Genomic DNA, 19,833 nt, shown 5'->3' with positions numbered 1-19,833 from the left:
ATATGCAGGAACGACAGGATACCGGCAGTGATGCCGTGTTTACCGGAGCCAGTGGGAACAATCAGCTGGTGGCGGCCGCCAATCCGCTGCTCAATGCGATTCCGCAAATCCGTCATTCGGTTTCCCACGACGATCAGGTCGGGCTGCGCCAGCGCCTGATTGACGAAATTCGCCGTTTCGAAGTGCGATGCCAGCAGGCGGGCTTACCGTATGAAGTGATTGTCGGCGCGCGCTACTGCCTCTGCACGGCGCTGGACGAAGCCGCCGCGCTGACCCCGTGGGGAAGCAGCGGCGTCTGGTCAAGCAATGGTCTGTTGGTGACGTTTCATAACGAAACCTGGGGCGGTGAGAAGTTTTTCCAGCTGCTGGCGCGTCTGTCGCAGAATCCGCGCGAACACATTCTGCTGCTGGAGATGATCAACTACTGTCTGCTGCTCGGCTTTGAAGGCCGCTACCGCGTGCTGGACAATGGCCGGACCCAGCTTGAAACCATCAAACAGCGCCTGTGGCAGATGATCCGTGGCGTGCGCGGCAGCTACCCGCCGCCGCTCTCGCCGCATCCGGAAGATCGCCCCGTTCTGCGCAAGCTCTGGCGGCCAATGATCCCACTCTGGGCGTGCGTGGCGCTGGTCGGTTTTATCGCCTGCCTGTTCTATATCGTGCTGAACTGGCGTTTGGGTGATAACACCAGCCCGGTGCTGGCGAAAATTTACCAGTCCCAACTGCCGGAAACCACCATCCAGCAGCCTGCGCGTCAGCTGCCGGCGGTGCTGAACCTGCGCGGCTTCCTGAAACCAGAAATTGAAGCCGGTCTGGTGGCCGTTAAGGATGAGGCGGATCGCAGCGTGGTGATCCTGAAAGGGGACGGACTCTTTGCCTCGGCCTCAACGGTGGTGCGCGATCGCTATGAGCCGGTCATCGACCGCATCGCCCAGGCGATGAATAACGTCAGCGGCAAAATTCTGGTGGTGGGGTACAGCGACAACGTGCCGATCCGCAGCGCACGCTTCGCTTCTAACTATGAACTCTCGCTTGAGCGCGCCCGTTCGGTGCAAAAACAGCTCCAGGGTAGCCTCTCACAGCCTGAGCGCGTCAAAGCCGAAGGGCGGGGTGAGATCAACCCGGTAGCGCCTAACACCACGCCTGAAAATCGCGCCCGTAACCGCCGCGTAGAGATTACGCTGCTGGTATCGCCTGACAATACCCAGGCCGAGCTGAACGGATTGCCGCAAGGAAACTAAGGATGCTGACAACTCTACTTTCTATACTGACCAATCGCATTCTGTGGAGCTTCCTGGGCGTAACGGCGCTCGCGGCGGTCATCTGGATGATTGGCCCGCTGTTGTCCATCGTGGATACCCGGCCCCTTGAATCAGAGCAGAACCGCGTCATCAGCATTGCGGTGGTCTACCTGATTTGGGCCCAGAGCCACATTCTGCCGCGGCTGTATAACGCCTGGCTGAACCGTAAGCTGATGGACAAGCTCAACGAAAATACCACCAGCCCGGAGGCGGCCGATCCGCAGAAACGTCTGAACAGCGAGGAGCAGATCCTTGCCGGGCGTTTCGATGAAGCCGCCCAGATGCTGAAAAAAGCCCACTTCAGCAAAGCGGGACATGGCGCGCAGTGGACGCAGCGCTTCAGCACACAGTACCTCTATCAGCTGCCGTGGTACGTCATTATTGGCGCGCCGGGTTCAGGTAAAACCACCGCGCTGGCCAACTCCGGGCTGCAATTCCCGCTGGCGGATCGCTTCGGTAAAACCGCGCTGCGCGGCATTGGCGGCACGCGCAACTGTGACTGGTGGTTTACCAACGAGGCGGTTCTGCTGGATACCGCGGGGCGCTACACCACTCAGGAGAGCGAGCAGGTTCAGGACGCCGGGGAGTGGCTGGAGTTTATCAACCTGCTGCGTAAATACCGCCGTCGCCAGCCCATTAACGGCGTGATTATCACCATCAGCATTTCCGACCTGCTTTCGCAGTCCGCTGAGGCCTCGCGCCAGCAGGCGGTCAACCTGCGCCAGCGTCTCTCCGAGCTGCATGAACAGCTGGGTATTCGCTTCCCGGTGTATGTGATGGTGACCAAAGCGGACCTGCTTAAAGGCTTCCGCGCCTGGTTTGCGGATTACGACAAAGCCCAGCGCGACCAGATCTGGGGCTTTACGCTGCCGTGGGAGCAGACCAAACACGCTGATTACGACCTGATGGGCAACTTCCAGCAGGAATTTTCCCTGCTGCAACAGCGTCTGGACGCCGGCCTGCCGGAAACCATGCTCAAAGAGCATGACGCCAAAACCCGTGCGGAAGCCTATCTCTTCCCGCAGGAGTTCGCCGCGCTGCGTCCGCTGCTGGCAGACTACCTGAGCACGGTCTTTGCCCGTTCAAACTTCGAAACCGAATTTTCGCCGCGCGGCATCTACTTTGCCAGTGGCACTCAGGAAGGGATGCCGTTTGACCGCGTGATGGGCGAGCTGAACCGCGCGCTCTCCTTACCTGAAGGGGGGGAAAGCACGCGCTGGGATTCGGTGAGCAAAGAGGCGCCGATCCCGGGCGCGAAGGGCCAAAGCTTCTTCATTAAAAACCTGCTGCAAAACGTCATTTTCCAGGAAGCGGGCATCGCCGGGGAAAACCGCTGGTGGGAGCTACGCAACCGCGCGGTGATGTGGTCCGGCTACGCGGCGCTGCTCGCTCTGCTGGTGATCCTGGGTGGCCTGTGGCTGACCAGCTACGCCAAGAATAAAGCCTATCTGGAAGAGGTGGATGCAAAAGTGCCGATGCTGGAGCAGCAGAGCAAGGCGCTGCAAAACCAGCCCCAGCGCGATCTGTTTGTGCTTCTGCCGCTGCTTAACAGCCTGGTGGATCTGCCGAAAAGCGATGCCTTCGACGTTAACGACCCGCCGGTTTCCCGCCGTATGGGGCTTTATCGCGGGGATGACGTCAGCGATGCCTCGCAGTCTTTGTATCAGAAGGCGCTGGATCAGATGCTGCTGCCCGCCGTGGCAATGCACATTACCACCTGGCTGCGCAACGACAACGGCAGCGACGTGGAGTACAGCTATGAGGCGCTGAAAGCCTATCAGATGCTCTACCAGCCCAAGCACTATGACGGCAAATTCCTGCACTCGTGGGTGATGCTCAACCTGCAACGCAACCTGCCGCAGAATGTGACGCAGGCGCAGCTTCAGGAGCTGGAATGGCACCTGACGCAGCTGCTGGAGCCAAAAATTCAGGCTTCACCGTATGCGCAGGATGAGGATCTGGTGGCACGTGAAAGGGCGCTTATCAACCAGCAGCCGCTCTCAACTCGCGTATATGGCCGCCTGAAACGTCTGCTGGAGCATGATGAGAACCTGAAGCCGGTTTCGCTTTCAGATCTCGGCGGCCCGCAGAGCGAGCTGGTGTTTTCCCGTAAAAGCGGCAAGCCGGTGAGTGAAGGCGTACCGGGCCTCTATACGCCGGACGGCTACTGGAAGAGCTTCAACGACCAGATCGACAGCGTGACCACCGCCCTGCACGAGGACGACGCCTGGGTACTGGGAGCGACCACCGCCCAGGAAGATAAACAGCAGATCGACAACGCCGTGCGCCAGCTCTACATGCGCGACTTTATCGTCAACTGGGATCGCTTTCTCGCTGACATTCAGCTCAACAACAGCGCCGATCTTTCCCAGCGTATTAACACCGCGCGCCTGCTTTCAGGCACCAACTCGCCGCTGCGCCGTCTGGTGCTTAACCTGAGCAAGGTGCTGACCCTGTCGCGCACTGCGCCTGCTCCGGAAGATGCGCAGAAAGCGGAAGACCAAAGCAACCGCGCCACCCGCACGCTGGAAGCGCTGTTCAGCAACGGTGACAATGCCCCGACGCAGGGCGCGGTCGTGACGCAGGTGCCTGAGCAACTGGTGACCGACCACTATGCGCCGATGATTGAGCTGGCGCAGCCGCTGGAGAAGGGTGGCAAGACCATCGTCTTTGACGATTTTCTTAAGCAGGTTGACGAGCTTTATCGCTACCTGACCGCCGTTCAGGATGCGGCAAACAGCGGTATGCCCGCGCCGGGCGGCGATGCAATCAGCCGCCTGCAAGCCAGCGCGGGCCGTCTGCCGGGCGGGCTGCAAACCATGTTCAGCAATATGGCCGTCGGCGCCAGCAGCGATACCCAGCGTCGCGATCTGGAGAACGTGCGTAAGCGCATTAACGTGGAAGTGGGTGGGTTCTGCCGTCAGGCGATTGCCGGGCGTTATCCACTGGTGCGCAGCGCCAGCACCGAGGTGACGCCGGACGATCTCGCCCGCATGTTCGCGCCGGGCACCGGACTGATGGACACCTTTTTCCGCGACAACCTGACCAACAAGGTGGACACCACCCAGGCGAACTGGCGCTTTATGCCGGGCATCGACGGTAAAACGCTGCCGGGCAGCGAAGGGCTGTTGCGTCCGTTCCAGCAGGCGCAGTCTGTCCGCGATGCCTTCTTTGCCAACGGCGCGACCACGCCATCCTTTAAGGTCACGGTGCGCACCGTGCGGATGGACAACACCATTCTGAACCTGACGCTGGACGTGGACGGCCAGCTGCTGCGCTACAGCCACGGTCCGCAGGCGGTGCAGATCATGACCTGGCCGGGGCCGGGCGGGACGAACCAGGTGCGTATGCAGCTCGGTCTGGCCAATGGCAGCACCGCAACGCTGGTAACTAACGGTTCCTGGGCGCTCAACCGCTTTTTCGACAAGGCGCGCACCAGCCCTGGCGCGGGTAGCCTGAGCCGTCAGGCCACCTTCAACGTCGACGGACATCAGGTTACGCTGGAGTTTGCCCCGAACAGCATCCGCAACCCGTTCCAGCTTCCCCGTTTCTCATGCCCATAACCGCAAGGACAGCCGTATGACGAATACCCCTGCGATGAACCGTTATAGCTGGTATGGCAAATTACCCAGCGCCGGAGATTTTTTGCAGCGTCGCTTTCCGGATACCCTGCAACGCCAGTGGTCGCACTGGTTCCAGGTCGGCCTGCTGGCCTGGCAACAGGAAGAGCAGCGCAGCGGCGAGCGCCCGTTTTCTAAAGCCCCGGTGTGGAACTTTGTCGTCCCGCCGATGCTCGGTAGCCAGATGATTCAGATGGGCTGCCTGCTGCCGGGCCGTGACAGCGTAGGCCGCCACTATCCGGTATGCCTGCAACTGAGCTTCACCCCCGCCGAGTGGTCATCCCGCCTGCTCGGGCAGGCTGAAAGCTGGTACCAGCAGCTTGGCCGTCTGGGGCTGCACGCGGTGCGTAACAGCTATTCTGCCTCCCAGCTGGATGAAATGCTGATGACCATCCCGGCGCCCCAGCCGGTTGAGCCGCAAAAGCGTTCCGACATTCTCGACGTGATTGGCTATGACGACGATGGTCAGAGCACGCTGGGCTGGCCGCAGGCGGCGGAGTGTTTTGATCCGCTGCGCCAGACCAGCTACTGGTGGACAAACCGCTGCGACGGCTATCCGCTGTACACCCACGTCCACAGCGGAAACTTCACCGGGCAGCTCTTTACGCTGCTGTTCGATCCGGCAGGCGGCGCCCGTCCGGGCCGCCACGGTCTTTACCCGCCTATGTTTGAATAAGCAGGGATCTTATGAATATCGATGAATTTCTCGCGCCGATAAGCCCGGATAACCCCTGCGGTGAAAATCTGGAGTACGACGCCGATTTCCAGGCCATGGGTCAGGCCAGTCAGGGCAAAGCCGAGCAGCAGTTTGGCGACACCATCATTCCGGCAGAGCCTGCCGACTGGAACACGGTGGAAAAACTCGCCACCAGCCTGCTGGGTCGCACCAAAGATCTTCGCGTCATGCTGGCGTTAACCCATGCCTGGACACGTCGTCGCGGTCTGGCAGGTTACGCCGACGGGCTAGTGCTGGTGCAGGAAGCCCTGTCCCGTTACTGGGAGCAACTTTACCCTCTGCTGGAAGAGTATGGCGAAACCGATCCATTCTACCGCATCAACGCCCTCGCCGGGCTGAGTGATAAATCTGACCTGACGGTCGCGGTGCGTAACGCCTCACTGCTCCGCTCAAACGGCGATGAGATTTCGCTCCGTGACGCCCAGGCGCTGCTTGACGGCAGTAAAACCGAGTGTCCGGATTATCCGGGCGGTCGTCCACGACTGATCGATGAGCTGGCCCGGGGCGATCAGCCCGGCACCGAAGCGGTAATCGTGATCAACGAACGCCTGTTGGCCATCCGCGAACTGCTTACCGGCTATCTCGGGGAAAGTGGCGTCCCGGAGATGGAACAGCTGCTGAAAACTGTCGGACTGGTTTCCAGCGCCTGTCAGGTGACCGATATCAGCAAGCTGCTGCCGAACCGTGACGCGCAGGCTGAACAGCACGCCGAGCCGCAGCCGGTGGCCGCGTCGCCCGTTCAGCAGGTGACGGACTGGCGCAGCGTGCAGGTGACCAGCCGCGCCGACGCCCAGCTGATGCTGGAAAAAGCGAAGCAGTATTTTGCGCAGTACGAACCCAGCCATCCCGCACCGCTGATGATTGAACGGGTGCAGCGGCTGTCTGAACTCAACTTTATGGACATTATTCGCGACCTGGCGCCAGACGGCGTTAACCAACTGGAAAACATCTTTGGACGCCGCGAATGACGCGTCCTGGCATTATGACGACAGGCATGGAGTCTGCCGTTTCACCTTCACCGCGCATCTTTGATGGAGAACATCATGGCAATGAGTAACAGTGGACAGAAATTCATCGCACGCAACCGTGCTCCCCGCGTGCAGATCGAGTACGACGTAGAGATCTACGGCGCAGAACGCAAGATTCAGCTGCCGTTTGTGATGGGCGTTATGGCCGATCTGGTTGGCAAGCCGGTGGAAAATCTGCCAGCCGTCGACGAGCGTAAGTTCCTGGAAATCGACATCGACAACTTCGACGAACGCATGAAGGCGCTGAAGCCGCGCGTGGCGTTCCAGGTGGATAACACCCTGACCGGCGAAGGTAAGCTCAATGTCGATCTGACCTTCGACAGCATGGACGACTTCCTGCCGGACGCGGTGGCCCGCAAAGTAGAGCCGCTGAACAAGCTGCTGGAAGCCCGTACCCAGCTCTCCAACCTGCTGACCTACATGGACGGTAAAAACGGTGCGGAAGAGCTGATCGCGAAAATTCTCCAGGATCCGACGCTGCTCAAATCCCTGAGCCAGTTGCCAAAAAATGACGAAAGTGCGAAAGGTAGCGAGGAATAATCGATGAGCAACCAGACTCAACAACACGATCAGCAGGCGGGCCAGGCGTTCAGCCAGGACGAGTTCAGCGCGCTGCTGAATAAAGAGTTCCGCCCGAAAACCGATCAGGCGCGCTCTGCCGTAGAAAGCGCGGTTAAAACCCTGGCGCAGCAGGCGCTGGAAAACACCGTGACCTTCTCAAACGATACCTACCGCACCATTCAGAACCTGATTGCCGGTATTGACGAGCAGCTTTCACAGCAGGTGAACCAGATTATTCACCACGAGGAGTTCCAGAAGCTGGAGAGCGCCTGGCGCGGGCTGAGCTACCTGGTGAACAATACCGAAACCGACGAGATGCTGAAGATCCGTTTTATGAGCATCTCCAAGCAGGAGCTGGGCCGCACCCTGAAGCGCTACAAGGGCGTGGGCTGGGACCAGAGCCCGATCTTCAAAAAAATCTACGAGCAGGAGTACGGCCAGTTCGGTGGCGAGCCGTTTGGCTGCATCGTGGGCGACTACTACTTCGACCACAGCCCGCAGGACGTTGAGCTGCTGGGCGAGATGGCGCGCATCGGCTCTGCGGCCCACTGTCCGTTCATCACCGGCACCGCGCCGGGCGTGATGCAGATGGAGTCCTGGCAGGAGCTGGCTAATCCGCGCGATCTGACCAAAATCTTCCAGAACACCGAATACGCTGCCTGGCGTTCACTGCGTGAATCGGAAGATGCCCGCTATCTGGGCCTGGTGATGCCGCGCTTCCTGTCGCGCCTGCCGTACGGTATTCGCACCAACCCGGTGGACAGCTTCGATTTTGAAGAGCAGACCGACGGCGCGAACCACAACAGCTACTCCTGGGCGAACGCGGCCTATGCGATGGCAGCCAACATCAACCGCTCCTTCAAAGAGTACGGCTGGTGCACCTCGATTCGCGGCGTGGAATCCGGCGGGGCGGTGGAAAACCTGCCGTGCCACACCTTCCCGAGCGACGACGGCGGCGTGGACATGAAGTGCCCGACCGAGATCGCCATCAGCGACCGTCGTGAAGCGGAACTGGCGAAAAACGGCTTTATGCCGCTGGTTCACCGCAAAAACTCCGACTTCGCCGCCTTCATCGGCGCGCAGTCCCTGCAAAAACCGGCCGAGTATCATGACCCGGACGCCACCGCGAACGCGCGCCTGGCCTCCCGTCTGCCGTACCTGTTCGCCTGCTGCCGTTTTGCTCACTACCTGAAGTGCATCGTGCGCGACAAAATCGGCTCCTTCCGCGAGCGCGAAGAGATGGAACGCTGGCTGAACGACTGGGTGATGAACTACGTGGACGGCGACCCGGCGAACTCCTCCCAGGAAACCAAGTCCCGCAAACCGCTGGCGGCTGCGGAAGTGCAGGTGCAGGAAATCGAAGACAACCCGGGCTACTACGCCGCGAAGTTCTTCCTGCGTCCACACTACCAGCTGGAAGGTCTGACCGTTTCCCTGCGTCTGGTATCTAAACTGCCGTCGCTGAAGACGAAGGACGCGTAATGATAATTGCCGCCGGGGGGCCATGCCCGGCGTTAGCTTTATAGTATGGAAATTTGAGAGGAAATATGACCGCGAGACCTTCGTTTGTTGCTGCCTGGGCGGCGGCAACACGTATTTACGATGCAAATGATTCTATCGGCAAAGTTAAGCAAGTTATCGGCGGCAAAGTTAAGCACAACTTCGAAATAGCGCCAGATGAGGGCGGGTGGTCAAATAGTTGTGCCGTACGGATGAGTTATGTTCTTAACTATACCGGGCATCCCGTTCCGCGTATTGCAAATCTCACGGTATCCGGTGCTGATAATAAATGGTACTTCTACCGCGTAAAGGATGTCATTGCCTGGTTGACGCGTCAGTGGGGTAAACCTGACATGATCGTGAGTTATCCTTCCTTACCCGTTGAGCAATTAGCCAACAAAAAGGGCGTCATTCTGTTTGAGGTACAGGGCTGGAGTGACGCCGCAGGTCATGCAACATTCTGGAATGGTTTAACCTGTTCGGATCACTGTTATTTCAATGCGCCGGAGACGAATTACACGACGACCAAAGCTAATTTTTGGGAGTTGCCATGAAAAAAATGATTGCTAGTCTACTGTTGCTCACCAGTTCCGCCTCTGTGTATGCAACTGACGATCCGGTGTCGTTTGTCAAAAAAATGCCTTATAAGCAAGTTGTTAAAGACGTTGTTTTTTCTCGCTGCCTGGCACAAGTTGCAGATGATAAAAGCCAGTTTTCTCTGGATGCAGCCCGTAGCAGTAGCGCATTACTGGAATGGGTGCCTTTCGATATTGAAAATGGCAATGACAAAATTAATGCTCTTATTAATAAATATAAAGGCGCAACCAATGCCTTTCATTCTGAGAGAAAACCCGATGTAAAAGGCGTAACCTTAAACTGCCTGCGTCTTTATCATAGTGACGAACTTAATCAACTTGTTCCTCAATTAATCATCGGAAATCCTGACCGCACCTGGATTCAGGATAATCCACAATAGTATAAGACTTCACATTCTTTCCTTTCGTTCAGGGGGAATGTAAGACTGTCAAATGACACGGGTCGTTTGATATGAGGCAGAGGTAAAATATGGACGGTTTTATTCAGCCCCATGCTTTCCTGTTTGCCATATAAGGGCTTTTTCGAAAGCAATATTGTTCATCCACGAAGAGTAGATATTATGGCTATTGATATGTTTCTGAAGGTCGAGGGTGTTACGGGCGAATCTAAAGATTCTAACCACACCGGCTGGACTGATATTACCTCCTTCTCCTGGGGCGCGTCCCAGCCAGGTAATATGAGCGTTGGCGGTGGCGGCGGTGCCGGTAAAGTGAACTTTAACGATCTGCACGTTAACGCTCTGATCGACAAATCCACTACAGCAATCCTGAAACACTGCGCAAGCGGTAAACACCTGACCAAAGTTGAACTGTCCGTCTGCAAAGCGGGTGGTCAGCAGGTTGAATACACCCGCATCACCCTGGAAGACGTTCTTGTGACTTCCGTTCAGTACACGGGTGCAGACAACGGCGATACCGTTGGCGTGACCTATGCATTCCAGGCTGCGAAAGTGAAACAGCAGTACTGGGAGCAGACCACTGCCGGTGGTAAAGGTGCTGAAAGCAGCGCTGGCTGGAACATCAAAGAAAATAAAGAAGCGTAATTGCGCGTGTGACCGGGGAGTTTTCCCCGGTCATTATTTACAGAGACTTAATTTCGTTTGCAAAGGGATGTCAATATGAGCGTAAAATCAACGGTTGCTCCTGGTTATTGTGTTGTTCAGCAGGCTGGTACGTTAGATTTCCAGGCAAGACTACTGTTCAATAAACCAGACAGTGAAGCGGCACGTTATTTTATGCAAGTGAACAGGGACACACGGTGGTTAAAACCCGGGCAAATATTGATCCTTAATGCTCCGGGTGCTGAAAATGCGGTTCAGCTAAAACAATTACAAAATGCAAAGCAAAAGGTTAATGGAGCATTGGCAGAACTGAATACAGATGAAGCTAATTTCTTTAACAAGCATTTTAGTACCATCGCAGCATTAACTAATTTTATGGATAAATCTCTCGGGGTGGTTGCTGATGCAGGTGAAAGGTACTTTAGCGAAATAGAAAAGAAATTAAAAGCTATCGAACTGGCTTATCAAAATCAATACAGAACGCAAGGCACATTGATCGGGCAGCAGTTTTTTGTTGAAAGGCAAAAACTTTTTTCTGAGCTGGACGTTTTATTAAATAAGCTGTCCAGACTAACGCTGAAACTGAAACCTTATGAAGAAATCAAGCACGCTTTAGGTTTATCAAGCAGGTCAATTGTCCACGAATGGAGTACTGCGGGTGTTGCCTCGATACGAGGGTATTCAACATATGTAGACAATGCTTCAAAAGCTGCCCGTTTTCTGAAAATGGGAGGATGGCTTGCTATCGGCTTCGCTGGTGCAAACACAACCAATGAAGTTTACGATGCCTGTACAGTAGGTAGAGAGCAGAGTTGTTCCAAAGTCGCCGTTAAGAAGTACAGTCAATTTGGCGCCAGTCTTGCGGGCGGGATTTATGGCGGAAAATATGGCGCCATGGCTGGGGCTGGCGTATGTGTTGCATTGGGCGTGGCAACAGGTGGTGTAGGGTTGCTCGCGTGTTCTGTGGTAGGAGCCGCTGCGGGTGGATACATTGGTGGCGAAGTTGCCGGTGGAGCAACTGAATATGTCATGGATAAGCTATGGTGAATTTAGAAAATATTCTTTTATTTCTGATTGTTGTTTTATTTTTACTTGTCGTAATTATGGACTTCATCAGTTCCCGTTATTTTAAAAAACACGAGGCCGAATATAATCAGCTTCTTTCAGAATATAGGCAAAAAGGCTACGATCTCGATCTGGTGACAAATTACGCATCATTTTTTGGTTCGCTGGCGAACTATCAAAAAATAATCTGGTTTGTTCGTCTTCGCAAAGGCGTGAAGATGAAATTTACCAAAGACAGAAATGTTCAGGACGATGCCTATAAATTCGTTCAGGCTTTACCGGAAGAGAGAATCGGCTGGATATTAAAACTGCATCGACGCTATAAAGCTCAGGCCTTACTTTTTACGCTATGGCTGCTTATCGGCATTATTTTCCTGAATGTAGTCAAATAGCTTTAATCAGCCCTTAACCCCCAAACCCCGCCGTTCTCACCCCCGAGAGCGGCAGCGTTTGAGCGCTAATCATACCAGCAGGAATACGCCATGCGATTCACGATTATTTCTACGAAACCCGGTCATCAGCCGCCGCAAAGCAGCTGTGATTTTTATGCCCCGGGCGGCACCATTGGGCGCGGTACGGATAACAATCTGGTGCTGCCGGACAATGACCGCACCATCTCGCGTTTGCAGGCCATCGTTCACGTCGACGCCAGTGGCGAATGCCGCGTCACGAACCGCGGCAGCGTTACCCGCGTGGTACTGAATGATATCCCGCTGGAGCGTGGGCGTCAGGTTGAGCTTCAGGATGGGGATATTCTCGGTATTGATGATTATCGCATTGAAGTCAGCGAACTCATTCATGACACCCAGCCCGTAAGCCGCATGGCGGCCAGCATGCAGCAGGCGCGCCCAGTGGCGACACCTGCACCAGCGCCGCAACCGAAACCGGCCAGCGCCGCGCCTCGTGGAAAAGCTGAACCTACGGCCGTGCCGTCGGAAATCTGGGACAGCCTGATGCAGGAGTTTTCCATCTCCGACAGCATCTCCAGCAACCGGGCAAAACCACAGCCCGCCGCATCCCACGATCCGTTCTCTCAGCCTGCGGCCCCGGAGCGGAATGCCGAAGATCCGCTGGCAATGTTTAACGACGCCGAACCGTCGCTTGAACGTAAAAACGTTGACCCGGACACGCTGTTTAGCGATGAAGCGTTGTTTAAAAAAGAGAGCATCTTTGACGATGTCACCCCTTCAACGCTGGTACAGCCGGACGAAAGCAAACCTGCCCAGCCAAAGGAAGAGGCGTCGGACGAACTCGATCCGTTAGCCCTGTTTGGCGGGTCGGCGAGCGCACCTGCCGCGCGTCATGATGACCCTCTCGGCCTGATGGTCGGCGCGCCGTTAACCCATCCGGATGAAATCGTGGCCGATAAGCCGGAGCCAAAGCCTGAAGCGCAAGCCGCACAGGAAGAGGATGCGCTGGCCAGCTCACCGCTGTTCGATCCGGAACCGACTGAACCACAGGACGCGCCGCGCGCGGAAGAGGAGCCCGCGCGCCCCGATTACGCTGGCTTCACCATGCCAACGCCGCAGGCCGTGGCGCGCAGCAACGCGCAGGCGCCTAAAGGCCGCCTGCGTATCGACCCGGTTAAAAACGCTGCATCGCCTGCTGCCTCCGCGCAGACCGGCGAGCGGGGCGAGGTGCTTCAGGGCGAACTGCTGGAGGCGCTGCTGGAGGGCATGGGCCTGAGCGAAATGCAGCCGGTACCGCAATTCGACCGGGAAAATATGCGTCAGCTGGGGCAGATCCTGGGCATGTTCTCGCAGGGGACCGTGGCGCTGCTCTCCTCGCGCTCCATCCTCAAGCGTGGGGTGAAAGCCGATATGACCATGGTGCTCGACGATGCGAACAACCCGTTCAAACTGTTGCCGACCGGGAAAACGGTGCTTATCCAGATGTTCGGCACGCCGATGCCGGGCTTTATGCCGCCGACCAAATCGGTGCGTGATGCGCTGATCGATCTCCAGGCGCACCAGCTGGGGATGATCTCTGGTATCCGCGCCATTATCGCCGCCATGCTGCAATCCTTTAACCCGGAACAGCTGGAAGAGCAGGCGAAGCAGAACGGGATGACGTCACGCCTGGCGCTGCCGGGCAGCCGTAAAGCCGCGCTGTGGGATTATTTCGTTCGCAGCTATGGCGAGACGGCGGGCGAGATCGAGGACGACTTCCATACCCTGTTTGGCGAAGCCTTCCTCCATGCCTATGACATGGAGGTCAATCAGTACAAAGACTCACAAAGCGGATCGGAAGAAAAATGAATATCGCAACGGCTTCTCTCTCCCGCCAGGGGACGCGCGCCAGCAACCAGGATCAGACGGGAGAAACCATCGGGGAACGTTCAGCCTGCTTTGTCGTCTGTGACGGCATCGCGGGCCTGCCGGGCGGCGAGGTGGCCGCAGAGCTGGCCCGCAACAGCATTATTTCCCGCTTTGATGGCGACAAGCACCTGAATGCGCAGCATATTCGTGACTACGTCCAAACGGCGAACCGCACCATCCTCAGCGAACAACAGGCCGTGCAGGACTATCGCCGGATGGGCACCACGCTGGTCAGCCTGTTTATCGACAGGGATTACCGTCTGGCTTACTGGGCGCACGCCGGAGACAGCCGCCTGTACCTGTTTCGCCGCGGCTGGCTGTGGCATGTCACCACCGATCACAGCCTCGTCCAGCAGATGAAAGATGCCGGGCATCAGACCGACGATCTCAACAGCAACCTGCTGTATCTGGCGCTGGGTATTGAGAATGGCGGACCGGAAGCGAGCTACAGCGATGTCGTGCAGGTGGAGGACGGTGATGCCTTCCTGCTCTGCACCGACGGTTTCTGGCACGGCGTCAGCGAAGAGCAGATGAAGCAGTCGCTGCACATGGTCAATACGCCACAGGAGTGGCTGACCTTAATGAACCAAATCATTCAAAAGAATGCCGAACAGGAGGGCAATGCTCAGGATAACTATACCGCCGTGGCGGTGTGGATGGGCAACCCTCAGGACACCACTTTGCTGCATACGCTCTCTGACGCAGCACAATTTCTTCCCTGCGGAACTGATTAGACACACAAGGATTGATATGAAACTTTGGCTATCGGGTTTGGCTCTTCTGACGGTGGCGACCACCGCACAGGCTGAAAACTTCCGCATCGTGCAGTCTCCTGCGCAGAAGCTGGATATCTGGATCGACAACATTAAAGACAATACGCCGCAAAGCTGGTGTAAGGCGGACGTGGCGCTGCGTATCGTGGCGAACGGCAAGAAAGAGGTTTCGGTGCTGGAAAACTTCGTGCCGCGCCTTGGCTCGCTGCTGGAGCACCAGTGCAGCAAGCTGAATACCCTGAACTGGACGCTTAACGATCCGGAAGGCACGACGCTTGCCCGGGGCACAGCGGCTAAAGCGCAGGACTGGGCGCTGGTGGTGAAGCAGCAGGAAACGGCGGCGGCAACGACCTCCACCTCAGGCGCGCTGCTGCCGCCTGACCAGAATCCGGAGACGCACACCGTGGCGGCAGATCGTACGCCATGGCAGGAGTTCACCCTTCAGGACGGTTGCCACCTGCGCACCTTCTGGGAGGGCGGTTCCTCCGCGCCAGCGCTGTTTATTCCGGATTCCGACACCACCCGCTGCGGCAACGGCAGCTGGCTCAGCGGCCACACCGTGGTGACGCAGAACCGTAACGGGACGCAGAAAGCGATTCCGGTCACCTACATTCACGGCTTCCCGGTGATGGGGCTGAACAACACGGTCGATCCTGAAAAGGCGCTGATCACCTCCGTCAACAAAGAGCGCATGGTCTTCAGCACCCAGAACAGCGACCAGAGCTGGATGATCCTGCCGTACGACAGCACCCTGAACGGCTGGAAGAGCAACGGCACGGTGGCGGTGGAAATCACCCGTGAGATCGCCAGCGACGACGCCAGACTCCAGGCGCGTATCGCAGAGGTGAAGAAGATCTGGAGCGCATGGGTTGCACCGGGCGCGGAGCTGAACGTTGTTCTGATTGACACGCTGCGTCCGCAGCTGCGCGATCCGGCAGTGGGCGCCTGGCGCGCGGCGAATTAAGGAGGGGCTATGAATACGCTTTATCAACGTCTGGCGGGGGAGTCGATTAGCGACGCGCTGCTTCGCCTGGAAGCCGATATCAAAGCCCGTCCGGCGGATGCCGATCTGCGCGCTGCGTTTGTGCAGTTTCTGATCCTCAGCGGCAACTGGGCGCGCGCCCTGACCCAGCTGAAAAGCTGGCTGGCGCTGAAGCCGCAGGCAAAACCGACCGTAACGCTGCTGGAGCAGGCCATTCAGGGTGAACAGCAGCGGGCGCGCGTGTTCGCGGGAGAGGTACGACCGGCAATGCCCGAGGCGCAGTGGCCGTGGCTGACGACGTTAGCCCAGGCGCTGACCGAAAGCGCCGGGCAAGCGCAAACGCTGCGCCTGGCGGCACTCGAACAGGCCCCGGCAAGCCGCGGGCAGGTCACGCTGGAGAATGAAGAGAGCCACACCTTTGAATGGCTGATGGACGGCGATGCCCGTCTGGGGCCGGTGTGTGAAACCCTGGTCAATGGCCGTTATTTCTGGGTGCCGTTCTGCGCCATCGACGCGATCCGTTTTCAGGCTCCGGCCAGCGTGACCGATCTGGTGTGGCGTCATGCGCTGATCCGCCTCACGGACGGCACCGAGCAGGTGTGTCAGATCCCGGCGCGTTATCCGTTTGCTGACGGGGCGCCAGACAGCGTTAAGCTGGGGCGCACCACCGAATGGCTCCCGCTGGACGATGACGGCGTCCTGTATGAAGGCATGGGACAGAAAGCCTGGCTGAGCGAGCAAAGCGAAAGCCCGCTGCTTACCCTGAGCCTGGTGACATTTACCTCGGATGGTGCGGATGAGTAATCCCGCTGGCGAAGGCGATCTGCTGCGCAGCGGCTGGCAGGCCCGCAGCAGGCAGGAGAAAGTGGGGGCGCGCGACAAAATGCAGCCCTCACTGCTGGATCGCCTGACGGATAACGATCCGGAAAAAAAACGCGAGTCCGCCAACAGCAATCTGATTACCCACGCCGCGCTGCGTCGTAACGTCCTGCGGGATTTACAGTGGTTGTTTAACACCATTAACCACGATGCCTCCAGCGATCTGAGCGGGCTGACGCAGGTGAGCCGTTCCGTCGTGAATTTTGGCGTGGCGCCGCTGGCGGGGAAAAGAATGTCCGATATTGAATGGCACGACATTCAGCGCAAGCTCACCGAAGCGATTATTAACTTTGAACCGCGGATCCTGCCGCAGGGGCTTCAGGTTCGGTGCGTGTCCGATACCTCCTCGTTAGATCTGCACAACGTTCTGTCTATCGAAATCAAAGGTCGCCTGTGGTGCGTGCCGTATCCGCTGGAATTTCTCTTTCGCACCGACGTCGATCTTGAGAACGGCCATTTTGAACTGAAGGATGCGGGGTAATTATGGAAAGCAAACTGCTCGAATATTACAACCGTGAACTGGCCTATCTGCGCGAGATGGGCGCAGAGTTCGCCGAGCGCTACCCGAAAGTGGCGGGGCGGCTCGGCATGCGCGGCATCGAAGTGGCGGACCCGTACATTGAGCGCCTGATGGAAGGTTTCGCCTTCCTGACCTCCCGCGTGCAGATGAAAATGGACGCCGAATTTCCGCGCTTTTCACAGCGTATGCTGGAGATGATTGCGCCAAATTATCTGGCGCCTACGCCGTCGATGGCAATCGCTGAAATTCAGCCCGACAGCAGCCGCGGCGACCTGAGCAAAGGCTTTATTGTGCCGCGCGGCACCATGATGGACAGCCTGGCGCTGAAAAAGACCGGCGTTACGTGCAGCTATACCACGGCGCACGAGGTCAACCTGCTGCCGTTAAAAATTGAGCGGATCGAACTGGGCGGCGTTCCTGCCGATCTGCCGCTGGCCCAGCTCGGCCTGAGCCAGCGGGGGATCAGCAGCGCCTTACGGATCCGCATTGCCTGCGATGGCCCGCAGCATCTCGGGCACCTGGACTTTGACCGCCTGGAGTTCTTCTTAAGCGGCCCGGACATCGAGGCGCTGAAGCTGCTGGAGCTGGTGATGGAGCACCACGCGGGTATTGTCTGCCAGACGGTCAGCAAGCAGCCCCAGCGCCAGCTGCTGTCGTCTGACGCCCTGAGTCAGGAAGGCTTTGATGCGGACCAGGCGCTGCTCCCGGACGATCTGCGCAACTTCGACGGCTATCGCCTGTTGCAGGAGTACTTTGCGTTCCCGGCGCGTTTTCGTTTCATCAGCCTGAGCGGGCTGGGCAAGCTGATCCAGCGCTGCGAAGACGAAAAAGCGTTTGATATCTTCATTCTGCTCGACAAGAGCGACGATCAGCTGGAGCGCGTGGTGGATGCCAGCCACCTGGCGCTGCACTGCACGCCGGTGATCAACCTGTTCCCGAAAGTGGCGGCCCGGCAGAAGCTGAGCGAAAGCCAGCATGAATACCACCTGGTGGTGGATAACATCCGCCCGCTGGATTATGAAATTTATGCCGTGAAAAAAATCTATGCCAGCGCGGATGGGCAACGGGACGACCAGACGTTTCGTCCGTTCTGGAGTACCTGGAGTGGCGACGCGGGCAACTACGGCGCCTATTTTTCCCTGCGCCGTGAGCAGCGCGTTCTCTCCGAGCACGCGCTGCGCTATGGCACCCGCACGGGCTATATCGGCTCGGAGGTCTTTGTCTCGCTGGTGGATGCGCAGCACGCGCCGTGGCAGGAGAATTTGCGCTACATTTCCGCCGAGGTGCTGTGCACCAGCCGTGACCTGCCGCTGATGCTCCAGCAGGAGCTGGGGCAGTTTATTATGGCCGACTCCATGCCGGTGAAGGCGTTAACCCTGCGTAAAGGCCCGACGCCGCCGCGTCCGGCGCTGGCCGAGGGGTTCAGCACCTGGCGGCTCATTAGCCAGCTGCAAATGAACTACCTCAGCCTGATGGACAGCGAAAACGAAGAGGGCGCTGCCGCGCTGCGTCAGCTGTTAGGGCTGTACGCCAACCTGGCCGAGACGCCGGTTGCTCGTCAGGTGGATGGCGTTCGTCACTGCGTGCTGGAGCCGGTGCACCGTCGCGTGCCTGAACCCGGCCCGGTGGTGTTCGCCCGCGGGATCGGCATCACCCTGACGGTGGACGAACGCGCCTTTTCCGGCGCCAGCCCGTGGCTTTTCGGCAGCGTGCTGGAACGCCTTTTTGCCCGCCTGGTCTCCATCAACAGTTTTACGGAGTTCACGCTCAAGAGCCAGCAGCGTGGTGAAATCGGCTACTGGGTGCCGCGCATGGGTAAAAGGGCGCTGGTATGAGTGAAGTTGCCCCTGCAACGCTGCGCGTGCATCGCCTGACGCCGCTGCCCGATGCGTTCTGGCGCGGAGTGCGCGAGACGCCGTGGCGCTACGATCTGTTCCAGCTGTTAAGACGCATTGATGCCCAGGGCGGTGAGCGTTACCCGCTGGGGCGCGCGCCGCTGCCGAAATTTGAGCCGCTGCGTATTGGTCAGCAGCCTTCAATGGGCTTTGCGCCGTCAACGGTTGCTGAGGTCCGGCAGCGGGAAGAGAACGGACTGCATGACGTTTCCATACTGAGCTTCGGCCTGTTTGGTCCTAACGGCCCGCTGCCGGTGCACATGACTGAGTATGCCCGCGAGCGTATTCATCATCATCAGGATCACAGCCTCAGCGCGTTTGCCGACCTCTTTCACCACCGCCTGACGCTGCTGTTCTACCGCGCCTGGGCGGACGCGCAGCCTGCCGTTTCACTGGATCGCAACGACAACAGGCGCTTCGAAGGGTATCTGGCATCGCTGATTGGCATGGGGCAGCCTGCCCAGATGTCGAAAGGCAGCCTGAGCGCGCACGCCCGCTTTACTCACGCCGGGCACCTGACCCGACACGGGCGGGACCCGGAAGGGCTGGAGAAAATCCTGCGCAACTATTTCAACGTGCCGGTCAGGCTGGTGGCCAACGTCCCGCAGTGGATGCCGCTCTCAACGCGGGAGCAGGCACAGCTGGGCGATGGGCGGCGTATGCCGCGCATGGGAGAGTCCGCTTTTCTCGGCATTGCGGTACGCGACGTGCAGCATAAATTTCGGCTTGAGATTGGCCCGTTGAGCGCAGACGACTACAACCGTTTTCTGCCGGGCGAAGGGTGGGTGACCGAGCTGCGCGACTGGGTGCGACAGTACGCCGGGGTGGAATTTGAATGGGAAACACGGGTGATCCTGCGCGCCGATGCGGTGCAGGGCGCCACGCTCGGTAGCGCCGGGCGATTAGGGTACAACACCTGGCTCGGCCTTCAGCCTCAGCCTGTTCCGCGTGGCGATCTGGTGTATCGTGCAGAGCGATAATCCTTCCGTATACCGAAT

General features: G+C 58.1%; 18 protein-coding genes. All 18 read left to right on the top strand.

Annotation, left to right across the window (positions count from 1 at the left end):
• Nucleotides 1–2: 2 nt before the first annotated feature.
• Nucleotides 3–1,241 (top strand): DotU family type VI secretion system protein, encoded by a 1,239-nt coding sequence (locus ACJTMZ_RS02660; protein WP_063449587.1) that lies wholly within the window; start codon nt 3–5, stop codon nt 1,239–1,241.
• Between the two features lie 2 nt (nt 1,242–1,243).
• Nucleotides 1,244–4,864 (top strand): type VI secretion system membrane subunit TssM, encoded by a 3,621-nt coding sequence (gene tssM / locus ACJTMZ_RS02655; RefSeq protein ID WP_408626816.1) that lies wholly within the window; start codon nt 1,244–1,246, stop codon nt 4,862–4,864.
• 16 nt (nt 4,865–4,880) lie between these two features.
• Nucleotides 4,881–5,597, top strand: a complete 717-nt coding sequence (gene tagF / locus ACJTMZ_RS02650) for a type VI secretion system-associated protein TagF (protein WP_015570330.1) — start codon at nt 4,881–4,883, stop codon at nt 5,595–5,597.
• A gap of 11 nt (nt 5,598–5,608) precedes the next feature.
• The gene (gene tssA, locus ACJTMZ_RS02645) at nt 5,609–6,625 is read left to right on the top strand and encodes a type VI secretion system protein TssA (RefSeq protein ID WP_017693278.1); all 1,017 of its coding nucleotides are present in this window, start codon (nt 5,609–5,611) and stop codon (nt 6,623–6,625) included.
• A gap of 75 nt (nt 6,626–6,700) precedes the next feature.
• Nucleotides 6,701–7,225 (top strand): type VI secretion system contractile sheath small subunit, encoded by a 525-nt coding sequence (gene tssB / locus ACJTMZ_RS02640; protein ID WP_008502644.1) that lies wholly within the window; start codon nt 6,701–6,703, stop codon nt 7,223–7,225.
• 3 nt (nt 7,226–7,228) lie between these two features.
• On the top strand, nt 7,229–8,728 hold the full coding sequence (gene tssC, locus ACJTMZ_RS02635; RefSeq protein ID WP_006810956.1) for a type VI secretion system contractile sheath large subunit: 1,500 nt from the start codon (nt 7,229–7,231) through the stop codon (nt 8,726–8,728).
• 65 nt (nt 8,729–8,793) lie between these two features.
• Nucleotides 8,794–9,300, top strand: coding sequence for a type VI secretion system amidase effector protein Tae4 (locus ACJTMZ_RS02630; RefSeq protein WP_017384301.1), 507 nt, complete (start codon nt 8,794–8,796; stop codon nt 9,298–9,300).
• The gene (locus ACJTMZ_RS02625) at nt 9,297–9,722 is read left to right on the top strand and encodes a T6SS amidase immunity protein Tai4 family protein (protein ID WP_017384300.1); all 426 of its coding nucleotides are present in this window, start codon (nt 9,297–9,299) and stop codon (nt 9,720–9,722) included. Before ACJTMZ_RS02630 ends, ACJTMZ_RS02625 begins: the two co-directional genes overlap by 4 nt.
• A gap of 180 nt (nt 9,723–9,902) precedes the next feature.
• Nucleotides 9,903–10,385 carry a type VI secretion system tube protein Hcp gene (locus ACJTMZ_RS02620; RefSeq protein WP_014884229.1) on the top strand — a complete coding sequence of 161 codons (483 nt, stop codon included), beginning with the start codon at nt 9,903–9,905 and terminating at the stop codon, nt 10,383–10,385.
• A gap of 75 nt (nt 10,386–10,460) precedes the next feature.
• Nucleotides 10,461–11,450 carry a hypothetical protein gene (locus ACJTMZ_RS02615; RefSeq protein WP_015570333.1) on the top strand — a complete coding sequence of 330 codons (990 nt, stop codon included), beginning with the start codon at nt 10,461–10,463 and terminating at the stop codon, nt 11,448–11,450.
• Nucleotides 11,444–11,860, top strand: coding sequence for a hypothetical protein (locus ACJTMZ_RS02610; protein WP_015570334.1), 417 nt, complete (start codon nt 11,444–11,446; stop codon nt 11,858–11,860). The genes ACJTMZ_RS02615 and ACJTMZ_RS02610 overlap by 7 nt, the downstream gene beginning before the upstream one ends.
• Nucleotides 11,861–11,950: 90 nt before the next feature.
• The gene (gene tagH, locus ACJTMZ_RS02605; protein ID WP_252010654.1) at nt 11,951–13,726 is read left to right on the top strand and encodes a type VI secretion system-associated FHA domain protein TagH; all 1,776 of its coding nucleotides are present in this window, start codon (nt 11,951–11,953) and stop codon (nt 13,724–13,726) included.
• Nucleotides 13,723–14,520, top strand: coding sequence for a PP2C family serine/threonine-protein phosphatase (locus ACJTMZ_RS02600; protein WP_003859969.1), 798 nt, complete (start codon nt 13,723–13,725; stop codon nt 14,518–14,520). Before tagH ends, ACJTMZ_RS02600 begins: the two co-directional genes overlap by 4 nt.
• Nucleotides 14,521–14,536: 16 nt before the next feature.
• Entirely contained in the window at nt 14,537–15,523 is a 987-nt protein-coding gene (locus ACJTMZ_RS02595) for a hypothetical protein (RefSeq protein WP_039270580.1), read from the top strand.
• 9 nt (nt 15,524–15,532) lie between these two features.
• Nucleotides 15,533–16,345: a type VI secretion system accessory protein TagJ gene (locus ACJTMZ_RS02590; protein WP_252010653.1), complete on the top strand. Its 813-nt coding sequence runs from the start codon at nt 15,533–15,535 to the stop codon at nt 16,343–16,345.
• On the top strand, nt 16,338–16,901 hold the full coding sequence (tssE, locus tag ACJTMZ_RS02585; protein WP_015570336.1) for a type VI secretion system baseplate subunit TssE: 564 nt from the start codon (nt 16,338–16,340) through the stop codon (nt 16,899–16,901). Before ACJTMZ_RS02590 ends, tssE begins: the two co-directional genes overlap by 8 nt.
• A 2-nt stretch (nt 16,902–16,903) precedes the next feature.
• Complete coding sequence (tssF, locus tag ACJTMZ_RS02580; RefSeq protein ID WP_252010652.1) at nt 16,904–18,775, top strand: type VI secretion system baseplate subunit TssF; 1,872 nt, start codon at nt 16,904–16,906, stop codon at nt 18,773–18,775.
• A complete protein-coding gene (tssG, locus tag ACJTMZ_RS02575; RefSeq protein WP_252010651.1) occupies nt 18,772–19,815 on the top strand; it encodes a type VI secretion system baseplate subunit TssG in 1,044 nt (347 codons plus the stop codon). The genes tssF and tssG overlap by 4 nt, the downstream gene beginning before the upstream one ends.
• Nucleotides 19,816–19,833: the final 18 nt, after the last annotated feature.

It is taken from the genome of Enterobacter sp. DN (assembly GCF_046054285.1).
GTDB lineage: Bacteria > Pseudomonadota > Gammaproteobacteria > Enterobacterales > Enterobacteriaceae > Enterobacter > Enterobacter hormaechei_C.
Note: the sequence above shows the minus strand (reverse complement) of the source record. Positions and strands in the feature narration are given on the sequence as shown.

Coding starts and splice junctions, on each gene's coding strand:
- ACJTMZ_RS02660 (WP_063449587.1), top strand. CDS start 3: ATGCAGGAACGACAGGATACCGGCAGTGATGCCGTGTTTACCGGAGCC.
- tssM (WP_408626816.1), top strand. CDS start 1,244: ATGCTGACAACTCTACTTTCTATACTGACCAATCGCATTCTGTGGAGC.
- tagF (WP_015570330.1), top strand. CDS start 4,881: ATGACGAATACCCCTGCGATGAACCGTTATAGCTGGTATGGCAAATTA.
- tssA (WP_017693278.1), top strand. CDS start 5,609: ATGAATATCGATGAATTTCTCGCGCCGATAAGCCCGGATAACCCCTGC.
- tssB (WP_008502644.1), top strand. CDS start 6,701: ATGGCAATGAGTAACAGTGGACAGAAATTCATCGCACGCAACCGTGCT.
- tssC (WP_006810956.1), top strand. CDS start 7,229: ATGAGCAACCAGACTCAACAACACGATCAGCAGGCGGGCCAGGCGTTC.
- ACJTMZ_RS02630 (WP_017384301.1), top strand. CDS start 8,794: ATGACCGCGAGACCTTCGTTTGTTGCTGCCTGGGCGGCGGCAACACGT.
- ACJTMZ_RS02625 (WP_017384300.1), top strand. CDS start 9,297: ATGAAAAAAATGATTGCTAGTCTACTGTTGCTCACCAGTTCCGCCTCT.
- ACJTMZ_RS02620 (WP_014884229.1), top strand. CDS start 9,903: ATGGCTATTGATATGTTTCTGAAGGTCGAGGGTGTTACGGGCGAATCT.
- ACJTMZ_RS02615 (WP_015570333.1), top strand. CDS start 10,461: ATGAGCGTAAAATCAACGGTTGCTCCTGGTTATTGTGTTGTTCAGCAG.
- ACJTMZ_RS02610 (WP_015570334.1), top strand. CDS start 11,444: ATGGTGAATTTAGAAAATATTCTTTTATTTCTGATTGTTGTTTTATTT.
- tagH (WP_252010654.1), top strand. CDS start 11,951: ATGCGATTCACGATTATTTCTACGAAACCCGGTCATCAGCCGCCGCAA.
- ACJTMZ_RS02600 (WP_003859969.1), top strand. CDS start 13,723: ATGAATATCGCAACGGCTTCTCTCTCCCGCCAGGGGACGCGCGCCAGC.
- ACJTMZ_RS02595 (WP_039270580.1), top strand. CDS start 14,537: ATGAAACTTTGGCTATCGGGTTTGGCTCTTCTGACGGTGGCGACCACC.
- ACJTMZ_RS02590 (WP_252010653.1), top strand. CDS start 15,533: ATGAATACGCTTTATCAACGTCTGGCGGGGGAGTCGATTAGCGACGCG.
- tssE (WP_015570336.1), top strand. CDS start 16,338: ATGAGTAATCCCGCTGGCGAAGGCGATCTGCTGCGCAGCGGCTGGCAG.
- tssF (WP_252010652.1), top strand. CDS start 16,904: ATGGAAAGCAAACTGCTCGAATATTACAACCGTGAACTGGCCTATCTG.
- tssG (WP_252010651.1), top strand. CDS start 18,772: ATGAGTGAAGTTGCCCCTGCAACGCTGCGCGTGCATCGCCTGACGCCG.